Source organism: Paracoccus litorisediminis, from assembly GCF_009711205.1.
GTDB classification, from domain to species: Bacteria; Pseudomonadota; Alphaproteobacteria; order Rhodobacterales; family Rhodobacteraceae; genus Paracoccus; species Paracoccus litorisediminis.
In genome coordinates, this window is the sequence record NZ_WMIG01000012.1 from 101334 (window position 1) to 114628 (window position 13295).

General features: G+C 66.9%; 11 protein-coding genes. 3 read left to right on the top strand and 8 right to left on the bottom strand.

Annotated elements, in window-relative coordinates:
- The first annotated feature begins 59 nt into the window (after positions 1-59).
- On the top strand, positions 60-3044 hold the full coding sequence (locus GL300_RS17720; RefSeq protein WP_155040990.1) for an ATP-binding protein: 2985 nt from the start codon (positions 60-62) through the stop codon (positions 3042-3044).
- 85 nt (positions 3045-3129) lie between these two features.
- Positions 3130-3471, top strand: a complete 342-nt coding sequence (locus GL300_RS17725; RefSeq protein WP_155040991.1) for a zinc ribbon domain-containing protein YjdM — start codon at positions 3130-3132, stop codon at positions 3469-3471.
- Between the two features lie 24 nt (positions 3472-3495).
- Here the strand turns inward: GL300_RS17725 and GL300_RS17730 are convergent, their stop codons facing one another.
- The 7 genes from GL300_RS17730 to GL300_RS26790 all read right to left on the bottom strand — a co-directional run bounded on the left by GL300_RS17730 (position 3496) and on the right by GL300_RS26790 (position 11754).
- Positions 3496-4176 (bottom strand): response regulator, encoded by a 681-nt coding sequence (locus tag GL300_RS17730; RefSeq protein ID WP_155040992.1) that lies wholly within the window; start codon positions 4174-4176, stop codon positions 3496-3498.
- Positions 4173-6860 carry a sensor histidine kinase gene (locus tag GL300_RS17735; RefSeq protein ID WP_155040993.1) on the bottom strand — a complete coding sequence of 896 codons (2688 nt, stop codon included), beginning with the start codon at positions 6858-6860 and terminating at the stop codon, positions 4173-4175. The genes GL300_RS17730 and GL300_RS17735 overlap by 4 nt, the downstream gene beginning before the upstream one ends.
- 8 nt (positions 6861-6868) lie before the next feature.
- A complete protein-coding gene (gene kdpC, locus GL300_RS17740; protein WP_155040994.1) occupies positions 6869-7447 on the bottom strand; it encodes a potassium-transporting ATPase subunit KdpC in 579 nt (192 codons plus the stop codon).
- A 12-nt stretch (positions 7448-7459) separates the two neighbouring features.
- Positions 7460-9502, bottom strand: a complete 2043-nt coding sequence (kdpB, locus tag GL300_RS17745; protein ID WP_211595181.1) for a potassium-transporting ATPase subunit KdpB — start codon at positions 9500-9502, stop codon at positions 7460-7462.
- 24 nt (positions 9503-9526) lie between these two features.
- Positions 9527-11191, bottom strand: coding sequence for a potassium-transporting ATPase subunit KdpA (gene kdpA / locus GL300_RS17750; RefSeq protein ID WP_155040996.1), 1665 nt, complete (start codon positions 11189-11191; stop codon positions 9527-9529).
- A gap of 9 nt (positions 11192-11200) precedes the next feature.
- Positions 11201-11287: a K(+)-transporting ATPase subunit F gene (kdpF, locus tag GL300_RS27470; protein WP_155041021.1), complete on the bottom strand. Its 87-nt coding sequence runs from the start codon at positions 11285-11287 to the stop codon at positions 11201-11203.
- 107 nt (positions 11288-11394) lie between these two features.
- Entirely contained in the window at positions 11395-11754 is a 360-nt protein-coding gene (locus GL300_RS26790) for a hypothetical protein (protein ID WP_246195235.1), read from the bottom strand.
- Between GL300_RS26790 and GL300_RS26795 the strand changes: the two genes are divergently transcribed.
- Complete coding sequence (locus tag GL300_RS26795) at positions 11753-12016, top strand: hypothetical protein (protein WP_246195236.1); 264 nt, start codon at positions 11753-11755, stop codon at positions 12014-12016. The two genes, GL300_RS26790 and GL300_RS26795, sit on opposite strands and share 2 nt — an antisense overlap.
- 228 nt (positions 12017-12244) lie before the next feature.
- Here GL300_RS26795 and GL300_RS17765 read toward each other — a convergent pair whose 3' ends face one another.
- Complete coding sequence (locus GL300_RS17765) at positions 12245-12760, bottom strand: tripartite tricarboxylate transporter permease (RefSeq protein WP_211595184.1); 516 nt, start codon at positions 12758-12760, stop codon at positions 12245-12247.
- Between the last annotated feature and the right edge of the window lie 535 nt (positions 12761-13295).

The window sequence follows — 13295 nt, forward strand, 5'->3', positions numbered from 1 at the left end:
CGGGTGATACAGACAAATAGAACTTATGTGAAATAAAGTCTGAATGCTCAGGAGGTTGTATGCCAGTATCCAAGGGCGGGCATGCGGCTCTTCCCTTGGGAGAGCGGCGGCAGGTGACCGCGATATTCGTGGATCTGGTCGGCTTCAGCAGCCTGGCCGCGCGTGCCGATGCCGAAGACTTGCAGACCTGGCTGGACGACTTCTATCGCCGTACCCAGCAGATCGTCGCGGCTGCGGGCGGCGAGGTGACCGAGTTTCTGGGTGACGGCATCGTGGCCATTTTCGGTCTGGGCCATGCCGATGAGTTTCAGGCCCTGCGCGCGATCGAGGCCGCCGCCCGCATCGTCGCCGCGCCGATGCCCGGTGTGGCGGGCTCCGATCCGGTCGCCCTTCGCGGCGGCATCGCCACCGGCGAGGTCGCGATCCGGCCCGTGCCCCCCTTGGTGGCGCGCCAGTCGCTGCCCCGGCTGACCGGATTGGTCACGACGCTGGCGCAGCGTTTGCAGGCAGCGGCGGCACCGGGTGAGGTGCTGGTCTGCGCCCGCACCGCCGCGCTTTGCCGCGATCGCCGGTTGACCCCGCGCAAGGGTCTGCATCTGAAGGGCTTCGAGGGCGAATATGAGGCCTATTCGGTGGAACTGAGCGCCACCCCCCATGCCTTGCGGGTCGGCCGGACCTTTGTCGGCAGGCAGGCCGAACGCGCCTGTCTGCGCAATCTCGACCGGCCCTGCCTTGTGACCGGAGAGGCCGGGATCGGGAAATCGGCGCTGGTGAACAGCGTGATCGAGACCGCGCCCTCGCATGTGATCTTTGCAGCGGATGCGCTGAAGCGATCCGAAAGCCAGCACCCGTTCCGACAATGGCTCAGGTCGCGGATGGGCAGTGAGTCCAGCGATTTCGCGCTGCTATGCGGCACATTCCCCAATCTTGTGCCGGATGATCAGCTGGCCCTGGCGCTGACGCTTGACCTGCCGCAGGGGCAGGCGCTGGTGGCGCGTTTCGCGCAGCTCGCCTTGCGCCAGCGGATCGAGGACGCGATTGCCCACACCGTCCTGATGGCCGTGCCTGCAGGCGGGGTGCTGGTCTTTGAGGACCTGCACTGGTTCGACCGGGCCAGCCTTGACACCCTGCGCCGTGTGCTTGAGCTGAATGGCGACCAGCGCGGCATCCTGCTGACCAGCCGCGATCCGGAAAGCGCCGCAGAGTTCCTGCAGGACCGGCAGATCATGCATCTGGAGCTTGCGCCGCTGGCCGCATCAGATGCCCGGAAGTTCATGGAGCTGGCGGGCGGCGCGGGTCTGGATGGTGCCGAGCAGAACCGCCTGATCCGCCATGCCGGCGGCGTTCCGCTGTTTCTGGAACAGTTGCTGATCCATCGGCTGGATCATCCGGGCAGCGATGCCTTGCCCGCCACGCTTGAGGACTTGCTGACCGCACGGATCGATGCAGCGGGCCCGGCGCGGGGGCTGCTGATGCAGGCCGCGATCATCGGCCGGGGCTTCTCGTTGCGGCTGCTCAAGGCGCTGGCCGCCCCGGCGGCGGATTGCCCCGAGATGCTGGAACGCGCCAGCGCGATGGGCATTGTCGAACATCTGGGTGATGACGGCTGGCGCTTTGTTCACGCCCTGCTGCATCAGGCCAGCTACCGGCAGATGCTGCGGGCCACGCGCGAGGGGCTGCATGCCCGCGTCGCCGACCTGCTGCAGGGCGAATGCGCCGATCTGCCCGGAAACAGCCCGGCCCTTCGCGCCAGCCATCGCGACCGCGCCCGGCAGTTTCTGCCGGCGGCGCAGGACTATATCGCCGCCGGGCGCGCGGCCATGCTGCAAGGCGCATTCACCGATGCCGAGGCGCATCTGCGATCCGCATTGCGCATGTGCCATCAGGGGGCTGCGGGACCGGGGGCCGATCTGCTGGAAATGTCGGCGCAGACCGCGCTGGGATCGGTGCTGATGCAGATGCAGGGCTATGCCGCCGCGCCGGTCCGCGAGGCCTTCGATGCCGTGCTGAACCTTGCCCGCGGCGCAGCCGGGATGCCGGCCAGCGCTGCCGCCGCGCTTTTCGGCAGCTATTCCCATGCCATCATTGCGGGCGACCGGCCCCGTGCCGACCAGCTTTGCACCTTCCTTGAAACCGGCGCGCAGGCCGAACGCGGCCCACTGCGCGAAACCTATCTGCTGGCCGCCCATACCGCCGCCAATTGCGGGCATTTCTACAGCGGAGAGTTTCCTGCCCAGTTCCGCCGCATGGAGCAGATCCGGGCGATCTACGACGTCCGCCGCCACGCCCCGATGATCGTCGATTTCGGTATGGACTGTTTCGCCGCCGCGCAGATGTTCGAGGTTCCCGCCCGCGTCATCTGCGGCGAAGGCCACCGTCTGGATGCCCTGATGGCCGAGACCGACGCCCATCAGCGGGCGCTGAACATTCCCGTCATGCAGCCCTATGCGCTGGTCTGGGGCGCGGTCCCGCTGTTTCATGCCGGGCGCAGCGATGAGGCGCTGCAACGTCTGGAACGCGGCATTGTCATCGCACGCGAACAGGGTCAGGCCTTCTGGCAGGTCATTGCGCGTTGCTGGCAGCATGTCATCGATCCCACCCAGAGCGCGGATGCCGAGGGCTGCGCGGACTTCGCCCGCACCATCGCCACGCTCGAGACCATCGGCGCGTTGATCGGCATCCCCTATTTCAAGATGCATCTGGCCATGGCGCTGGCCCGAGGCGGCGATACCGCCGCGGCCGAGATACTGGCCGAGCAGGCCGTCTCGGATGGGAACCGTTCGCGCCTGTGGTGCTGGCAATCCGAGACCCTGCGCCTGCGGGCGATGCTGCAGCGTCAGGCCCAGCAGCAAGACGAGGCCCTCCTGACCCTGCATCAGGCCTATTCCCTGTCGCAGGAGCAGGGCGCGATCCTGTGGCAGGTGCGCGCCGCGCTGGACCTGATCGATCTTGGCAGCCCCGCGAACCTGCTGACCTCCGCGCTGGCGGCACTGCCACCCGGCGCCGATATCCCGGAACTGCGAAGGGCGGAGCTTTCGCCGTGACGGTGCGCGGGGGCGGGCAATGGCGACCATGTGACGCGCGGAGGGCCTCTATCGTTTGCTGCGGCATCAGGCTATAGCTGCGGGCATGACCGATATCCTTCCGCCGTGCCCCGAATGTCGTTCCACCTATACCTATCAGGTGGATGCCCTGCTGACCTGCCCGGAATGTGGCCATGAGTGGTCGCCCGAGGCTGCGGCGGAATCCGGGCTTGAGGTGCGCGACAGCGTCGGCAATCTGCTGGCCGATGGCGATACGGTCACGGTGATCAAGGATCTGAAGCTGAAGGGCTCTTCCAGCGTGATCAAGGTCGGGACCAAGGTGCGCGGCATTCGTGTCGTCGGCGGCGATCACGACATCGATTGCAAGATCCCCGGCGTCGGGCCGATCGGCCTCAAGTCGCAATTCGTCAAGAAGGTCACCGACTAGGACGCGCCTGCATGGGCCGAGCGCCTAGCGTTCGGCCAGCCGGTAGCCCACGCCCGGCTCGGTGAAGATCCAGCGCGGGTCGGCGGCGTCGTCGCCCAGCTTTGCGCGCAGGTGACGGATATAGACGCGCAGATACTGGCTGTCCTCGGCATGGGCTGGACCCCAGATCGCTTTCAGAAGCATCTCTTGCGTTACCAGCCGCCCGGCATGGCTGGCCAGCAGCCACAGCAGGTCGAATTCCTTGCGGGTCAGCTTCAGGTCCTGACCATCCAGACTGGCGCGGTGGTCCTTGGCGTCGATGGCCAGCGGGCCCAGCTCCAGCCGGGCCGCGCCGCCTTCGGAGGCGCGGTCGCGCAGCAACCCGCGCAGCCGGGCCAGCAGTTCGCCGGTCGAAAAGGGCTTGGTCACGTAATCCTGTGCGCCCGCGTCCAGCGCGGCGATCTTGCCGGCCTCGTCGCTGCGCACCGACAGGACCAGCACCGGGACCGAGGACCATTCCCGCACCCGCTTCAGCACGGTGATCCCATCCGCATCCGGCAGGCCCAGATCCAGCACGATGGCGGCGGGAACTTCGCGCGCAGCCAGCGCCACCCCTTCATGCGCCGAGGCGGCTTCCGAGACCAGCCAGCCCTCGGCCTCCAGCGCGACGCGCAGGAAGCGGCGGATCGGCGTCTCGTCCTCGACGATCAGGATGCGGGCGGTCATGCGGGGCGCTCCGAGGCGGCAAAGGGCAGGGTCATCACGATGCGGGTGCCACGCCCATCCGGGTGAACGGGTTCGGCGGCAATCGTGCCACCATGGGCTTCGACGATTCCCTTGCAGATGGCAAGGCCAAGCCCGGTGCCGACCTGTCCGCCATCGCCCTGTCCGGCGCGCCAGAACATGTCGAAGGCCAGCGCGGCAGAGCCCGGCGGCAGGCCCGGCCCCTCATCCTCGATTGCAAGGACGGCGTGATCGCCCTCGCTGCGGGCGGTGACGCGGATCGGCGTGCCGGGGCCGGAATATTTGCGGGCATTGTCGAGGATATTGACCAGAACCTGTTCGATCAGGATCGGGTCGATGGCGGCGGGGGCCATGTCCTCGGGGACCAGCACCTCGACCGGATGGCCCTTCAGCGGGCCGCGCAGGCGGTGACGGGCGGCGCCGACCAATTCGCGCAGATCGCTGGGGGAAAGGTTCAGCCGCAGCGCGCCATGGCCCAGCCGGGTCATGTCCAGCAGGTTCTGGATGTAGCGATCCAGCCGCTCGCCTTCCTCGCGGATGGTGTCGATCAGGATGTCGCGGCCCGTCTCGTCCAACCCCGGCTGGTCCAGCCCGCCCGCCGCCCCAAGGATCGAGACCAGCGGCGTGCGCAGATCATGACTGACCGATGAAAGCAGCGCGGTGCGCAGCCGCTCGGCCTCGCTGGCGACGCGGGTCTGGGCCAGATCTTCGGACAGGCGGATGCGCTCCAGCGCCAGCGCGACCTGATCGGCAAGGGCCTCCAGCAGGCGACGGTCGCCGGGATCGGGCTCGCGCCCGTCTTCATGCGCGATCCCCAAAGTGCCGATGCGGCGTTCGGCCTGACCCAGCGGCAGGAACAGCCAGCGCGAGGCGGGCAGCGTGGCCGAGCCGCGCCCGGCAGGCTCGCCATGTTCATAGGCGTAGCGGGCGGCGGACATTTCGCGCGGGGCCAGACGGTCCTCGGGGGGGAAGGCCCCGGCGATGGCCAGCTGACCATTGCCGTCGGGCACCAGCAGGATCGATTCCGCCTCAAGCACGGTGGCGACATGGCTGACGGCCGCCCAGACTACGTCGTCAAAGCCCGCCGCCGCCGCCGCCTTGCGCGAGAAGTCGTAAAGCTTGCGCGTGCGGTCCGCGATGGCACGCTGCGCGATGACCCGTCCACGCAGCCGCGCGGCAAGGTTGCCGGTCAGGATCGAGGCGACCAGGAACAGCACCAGCGTCAGGAACTGGCCTTGATCCCAGATGGTCAGGGTAAAGCGCGGCGGAGTGAAAAGGAAGTTATAGGCCAGAAAGCTGAGGCCTGCCGTCGCCACCGAAGGCCACAGCCCAAAGCGCGAGGCGACGGCCACGACCGCCGTCATGTAGATCAGCGACAGGCTGAGGACCGGGATCAGCCGGTCCGCCGCCGCCGCAATCAGGCTGACCCCCGCGACCGTCGCCACGACCACGGCGGCAAGGCGCAGTATCTGGGGCAGGGCGGGCGCGGGCGCGCTGCGGCGATGACGCGCCGGGCGGCCATCGTCGCCAACCAGCGTCAGTTCGTATTCCGTGGCCATCCGGGTCAGGCCATTTGCCAGCCGCTCATGCGCGGTGGGGATCAGCCGGGCCAGCCGGTTCCGTGCGGGCGGGCGCGGCAGGATGATGCGGCGGATATTCAGGCGGCGGGCAAAATCCAGCACCTCAGCGGCGGCGTCGCCTTCGACCTGCAGCACGGAATTGTCCGCGCCCAGCCGCTCGGCCAGCCGCAGCGCTGCGCCGGGCGTGTCGGATGCCTCGCGCCGGGCGGCTTCCTCGGCGCGCAGGCTGGTCAGGGCCAGCACGAACCATTCCGTCCGCGCCCGGTCGGCCGAGCGCTTGCCGATGCGGATCGCGTCGCGCCCGGCGGCGCCTTCGGGCAGCAGGACAAGGATGCGCTCCTGCGTGGGCCAGGGGCCTTCGATGGCATTGGCGGCCATATGTTCCTGCAATTGCGCATCCACCCGGTCGGCGGCAGTGCGCATGGCCAGTTCGCGCAGCGCGGTCAGGTTGCCCTTGGCAAAGAAATTCGCCACCGCCCGCGCCGCCTGATCCTGCACATAGACCTTGCCCGCGCGCAGGCGCTCGATCAGCTCATCCGGGGGCAGGTCGATCAGTTCGATCTGGTCGGCCATTTCCAGAACGCGGTCGGGCACCGTCTCGCGCACGCGGACGCCGGTGATGCGGGCGACGGTGTCGTTCAGCGTTTCGACATGCTGGACGTTCAGGGTGGTATAGACGTCGATCCCGGCGGCCAGCACGTCCTCGACATCCTGCCAGCGCTTGTCGTGACGCCCGCCCGACAGGTTGGAATGGGCCAGCTCATCGATCAGGGCAATGTCGGGACGGGCGGCGATCAATGCGTCCACGTCCATTTCCTGCAGGATGCGGCCACCATGCAGCACCCGGCGGCGGGGCAGCACGGTCAGATCGCGCAGCAGGGCCTCGGTCTCGGCGCGGCCATGGGTCTCGGCCACGCCGACCAGAACATGCTGACCCGCGGCCAGCCGGGACCGGGCGGCTTCCAGCATGGCATAGGTCTTGCCCACGCCCGGCGCCGCCCCCAGGAAGACCTTGAGCCGCCCGCGGTTTTCACGGCGGGCTTCGGGCAGCAGGGCCTCGGGTTCGGGGCGGCGCGGTTCGGGCATGGGCGTCCTCAGTTGCCGCCAGAGGGCGTCATCGGCATCGCCTCGTCAAGCGCGAGGTTGGTCAGCAGCACATTGACGCGCGCCTCGCCGTAAAGACCCCAAAGCGGCTGGGTGACGTGGCCTGCGATGACCGCCTGCACGGCGTCGGGATCGACCCCGCGCGCCTTGGCGATGCGGATCGCCTGCGCCGTCGCATTCGCCACCGATATCTCGGGGTCCAGCCCCGAGCCCGAGGCCGTCACCGCATCCACCGGCGCGGGCGCGCCATTCGTCGCCTGATAGGCGGCCCGGCGTTCAGCGATCTGCCGCGCCAGCGCCGCCGAGCCGGGCGACAGGTTCGAGGCCCCGCTGGGCATGGTTGCGTAATCGACCGCCGAGGGGCGCGGATGCAGATAGCCTGCCCCGGCAAAGGGCTGCGCGACCAGCGCCGAGCCGATGGGCTGGCCGTCGCGCAGGGTGATGCTGGCTTGCGACAACTCGGGCGCGATTACCCGCGCCAGCCCGGTCATCGCCAGCGGATAGGCCAGCCCGGTCAGCAGGGTCATGGCGACCAGCATGGTCGCGGCGGGGCGGATCTGGTTGAGCATGATGGGCAACTCCTATGCCAGCCCCAGCGCGGTCACGCCCATGTCGATCAGCTTGATGCCGATGAAGGGCGCGACGATGCCGCCAAGGCCATAGATGGTCAGGTTCCGGCGCAGCAGTGCTGCGGCACTGGAGGGCTGGTATGCGACCCCGCGCAGCGCCAGCGGGATCAGGGCCACGATGATCAGCGCATTGAAGATCACCGCCGAGAGGATGGCGCTTTGCGGGCTGGACAGGCCCATGACGTTCAGCACCCCAAGCCCCGGATAGGCGGCCACAAAGATCGCGGGCAGGATGGCGAAATACTTGGCCACGTCATTGGCGATGCTGAAGGTGGTCAGCGCGCCACGGCTGATCAGCAACTGCTTGCCGACCATCACCACCTCGATCAGTTTCGTCGGGTCGCTGTCCAGATCGATCAGGTTCGCGGCCTCCTTGGCGGCAGGCGTCCCCGAGTTCATGGCGACGCCCACATCCGCCTGCGCCAGCGCCGGCGCGTCGTTCGAGCCGTCTCCGCACATGGCGACCAGCCGCCCGCCCGCCTGTTCCTTGCGGATGTAGTCCAGCTTCATCTCGGGCGTGGCTTCGGCAAGGAAATCGTCCACCCCGGCCTCGGCGGCGATGGCGGCGGCGGTCAGCGGGTTGTCCCCGGTGATCATCACCGTGCGGATGCCCATGGCGCGCAGCGCGACAAAGCGTTCGCGTATGCCGGGCTTGATCACATCCTTCAGGTGGATCGCGCCAAGGATCTGGTCATTTTCGGCGACCAGCAGGGGTGTGCCGCCGGAACGCGCGATCTCATCCACGCGGGCGCGCAGGGCAGGATCGGTGCTTTGGCCGGTAAAGCGCTCGATCGCGTCGACCGCCCCCTTGCGCAGCCGGATGCCGGCGAAATCCACCCCCGACAACCGCGATTGCGCCGAAAACGGCACCGGGACCGAGCCGGGCTCGGGGATGCGGGTGACCGTTTGCAGCTGCCTTTCGGCCAGCTCGACGATGGATTTGCCCTCGGGCGTGTCATCGGCCAGCGAGGCCAGAAACGCCGCCATTGCCAGTTTGCGCGTATCCGTGCCACGGGCCGGGACAAAGGCGTCGGCCATGCGGTTGCCAAAGGTGATCGTGCCGGTCTTGTCCAGCAGCAGGATGTCGACATCGCCCGCCGCCTCGACCGCGCGGCCGGATTTGGCGATGACATTGGCCCGCACCAGCCGATCCATGCCCGCGATGCCGATGGCGGAAAGCAGCCCCCCGATCGTGGTCGGGATCAGCGTTACGAACAGCGCGGACAGGGTGATGACCGGGATGACGATGCCCGAATAGCGCGCAAAGGGTTCCAGCGTCACCACCACGATCAGAAAGATCAGCGTCAGCCCGGCCAGCAGGATGTTCAGCGCGATCTCGTTCGGAGTCCTTTGCCGTTCAGCCCCCTCGACCAGCGCGATCATCCGGTCAAGGAAGCTTTTGCCCGGCTCGGCGGTGATGCGGATGATCAGGCTGTCCGAGACGATCCGCGTCCCCCCCGTCACCGAGCAGCGGTCGCCGCCGCTCTCGCGGATTACCGGGGCGCTTTCACCGGTAATCGCGCTTTCATCGACCGAGGCGACGCCCCGGATCACCTCGGCATCGGTGGGGATCAGATCGCCCGCCTCGACCAGCACCAGCTGCCCGGTCCGCAGCGCGCCCGAGGGCACCAGCCGCGGTGCCTGATCGGCCTCATGCGCCAGCAGCTTGACCGTGGTTTCCGCCTTGGTGGCGCGCAGGCTGTCGGCGCGGGCCTTGCCACGGCCCTCGGCCAGTGCCTCGGCGAAATTGGCAAAGATCACGCAGACCCACAGCCAGAAGGCGATCTGGATGCTGACCGCCGCGCCGGGCGTGCCGATGGCCATATCGCGCAGCGCCAGCGCGCTGGTCAGGGTGGCGGTGACGGCGGTGACGAAGATCACCGGATTGCCCATCAGCGCGCGGGGGTGAAGTTTCACGAACGCGGCGCGCAAGGCTGCGCCGTATAGCCCGGCAGGGGGCGATTGGGCGGATATCTGGGCGGTTTCGGTGGACATCTTGATGGTCCTCATGGGATGGGCTTAGAAGCTCTGGCCGATGGCCAGCGCGGTGTGTTCGGCGATGGGTCCCAGCGCCAGCACCGGAAAGAAGGTCAGCGCGCCAAGGATCAGCACGGTCAGCACCAGCAGCGTGACGAATAGCGGGCCATGCGTCGGGAAGGTGCCGACCGTGACCGGGCTTTGACGCTTGGCGATCAGCGATCCGGCGATGGCAAGCATGGGCAGGATGATCGCGAAGCGGCCAAGGATCATCAGCAGCCCCAGCGCCGTGGTCTGCCATTGCGCCGCCGCCCCCCAGCCCGCAAAGGCCGAGCCGTTATTGCCGACGGCGGAACTGTAGGCGTAAAGCGTTTCCGACAGCCCATGCGGTCCGGCCTCCTGTATCGAGGCTGCGGCCGTCGGCACCGTGACCGAGATCGCGCCGCCGATCAGGATGCCCAGCGGCATCGACAAAAAGGCCAGCATCGCCAGCGTGACCTCGCGCGCCTCGATCTTGCGGCCCAGATATTCGGGCGTGCGCCCGACCATCAGCCCGGCAAGGAACACCGCCAGCACGACATACAGAAGCATCCCGTAAAGCCCGGCTCCGACCCCGCCAAAGATCACCTCGCCGATCGCCATGTTGACGATCTCGACCAGCCCCGACAGCGGCATGAAGCTGTCATGCATCGCATTGACCGAGCCGTTCGAGGCCGCTGTGGTCACCACGCCCCAAAGCGCCGACAGGGCCGCACCAAAACGCATCTCCTTGCCTTCAAGGCTGGCCGCGCCGGTCTCTCCGGCCCAGACCACGACCAGGCCGATCAGGAACATGACACCCATGGCGGCATAGATCGCCCAGCCCTGGCGGGCATCGCGCGCCATGCGCCCGAACAGGAAGCAGAAGGCGACCGGGATCAGCAGGATCGACAGGCATTGCAGCATGTTCGACGCGACCGTCGGGTTTTCCAGCGGATGGGCCGAGTTCACGCCAAAGAAGCCGCCGCCATTGGTGCCCAGTTGCTTGATCGCGATCTGGCTGGCGGCGGGTCCGCGCGGGATGATCTGCTGCGCGCCCTCAAGCGTGGTGACATGCGCTCCGCCCAGCAGCGTCTGCGGCACGCCCTGCAGGATCAGCGCCACGGCCAGCAGGATCGACAGCGGCAGCAGTACATACAAAACCGATCGCGTCATATCGGTCCAGAAATTGCCCAGACCTGTGCCCTTTGGTGCGGTAAAACCACGGATCACCGCCAGCCCCACCGCCATCCCCGTCGCGGCCGAGACGAAATTCTGCACCGTCAGCCCGGTCATCTGCGACAGGTAGCTCAGCTGTGCCTCGCCGGAATAGGCCTGCCAGTTGGTGTTGGTGACAAAGCTGACCGCCGTGTTGAAGGCCAGATCCGGGCTGATCGCGCCCACCCCATCCGGGTTCAGGGGCAGGACCTGCTGCAATCGCAAGATCCCGTACAGCAGCACGAACCCCAGCAAATTGAAGGCGAGCGCCGCCAGCGCATAGCCCCGCCAGCCCTGCTGGACCTGCGCGTCGATGCCGCTCAGCCGATAGATGCCGCGCTCGACCGGGCCGAGAACGGTTGTCAGAGGGTTCGGCCCGCCCTCATAGACGCGGGTCATCCAGCGGGCCAGCACCCATCCCCCTGCTGTCAGCGCCGCGCAAAACAGCGCATATCCCATCAGGTCATGCATGGCTGGCCCTCAGAAACGGTCCGGGCGCAGCAGCGCCAGAACCAGAAAGCCGAAAATCCCCGCCGCAGTGGCGAGGCCAAGGATCAGGTCGAACATGGGCGCGCCTCATATCCGTTCGATCAGGCGCAGCGCGCCCGCGAAACCGGCAATGCCGATGATCCCCAGTCCCAGATAGACGATGTCTGCCATGGCAGCACTCCTGCTTATGTCATGGCACAGAGATCGGGCAGAGGGGCGTTAAGCCGCCATGTCGAAGATCGCGGATGGCGTAAAAAACGCGTATAAATCCGGGCGGCTAGGCGTCCCCGCGCGGCAGAGCTTCTTCGGATATTGGCAACTAGCGCTTTGAAGTCGAAATAGCCGATGTTGTAGTAAAGCTCCGCCCGGGTCTGCATCTTGGGCACGGCCGCGTCCGTGCTGTCATGATCGCGTAGCGTGGTGTAAAGCCACGCCTGCGCCTTGTTCGCCACCCGCAGCAATGAGCCCGGCCAGATGAGCATACGGTAGCCCAGTTCCTGCAGCTGAACTCCGGTCAGGTGCGGACTGCGGTCGAATTCGGTCATGTTGGCCAGCAACGGAGCCTGCCCCCTCGAAACGGCGCATCATCACCAAGACGTTCAGCGCCTCGCCATAGCCGGTATCGGCATCGACCAGCAGCAGGCCGGCACTGGCGATCTGGCGGACAAAGAAGCAGACATCCTCGATGGTGATCAGTCCCAGATCGGGCAGGGGGCGCTTATGTCCGCCCCCGGACAATTACAGCCACTCGAACCCGGCCAAGCCGGCCTGAAATGCAGCCTGCCCGGTAAGGGCACCGGGCTGTGAAACCCGCGCGCGAAAGCGTTGCCCGGCGGGGATCGGGCGGTGACGGGTCAGCGAGGTTATCCTATTCCTCGGTCATGCGGGCTTCAGCCGGAAGCAGTTGGCGCATCGATCGCGGCAGCAGCAAGGTGGCGATCCACCTGGATCACAGGATCTGGACCTCGCCCGTCGAAAGCGACAGTGCCCGGCGAAGGTTGGTTTCCAGAATGTCGCCCAACACGAAGCCTAGGATCAGCAGTCCCATCGGCACCGACATCCGCCGCAGCCCTCGACCGCGACCATCAGGATCCGATCGAAGATCGCCGACTTGTCCGAATGGACGCGCACGGCCGAGACTAGGACGATAAAGGGCACCAGAACCCATGCAGGGACCGACAGCATTCGGGCGAATACCCCGCCCAGCGGGATATTCATCGCCAGCAACATGACATTGCCGATGAACAGCGACGCGATCAGGCCCCAGACCAGATCGGGCTGCGCGGTGAACAGCGTCGACCCCGGCGTCAAATTGTACAGCGTCAGCACCCCCAGCATGATCGCCGTGGTCCCCGAGCTGGGAATGCCCAGGGTCAGCATCGGGGCGAAGTTCGAATTCGACGCCGAGTTGTTGGCCGCCTCGACCATGGCAAGACCGATGCCGGTCGCCAGCAATGCCTTGACCGGCTGATCGGCCAGCAATCCGGTCAGGCAGGCAAAGGCAAATACCATCAGCGCGACATATTCCATCGGGCCAAAGGCTGCCAGCACGATCCCCACCGTTGCCAAAATCGAACCCAGATCGAGGTCCAGACCGTCAGCGACAGCGCCACCCCGGCGCGGTCCCGACGGGACAGTAGATAGCGCTCAAGCGCGGTCATCACCGCCTTCATCCAGTCCTGAATGCCTATGGTGCCGCGGGTCCCAGAATGACCGCGCCGGGATCGGCCCCGAGCGAAGCCACCCAGCGCACGTCATCCTCATCATAGGCACCGAACTTGCTTGGAGTGTGGTTCATTCATGGCGGCGGTGGTTGTCCAAGGCATGGTCATGGGGCCGTGTTTACCTGTGGATGAGCGCGCTAAGATCGGTGTCACCTCAGACCGGCGGTCATGATGCCATCGGCGTACTTGGCGTCAGGCTCGCCTGCTCGTTCAGGTTTAGACGGGCACGGGGGTCGGACTGCTGTTCATGTGCGTAGATTCCGCCCTAGGCCGAGCGAAGCTTGATCCCTGCCGAGACCCGGTCGGAAAAAGCTTAGTAAATCATAGGACAGCTTGCCCAGTTCGCCGCTCTAGCCAAGGAG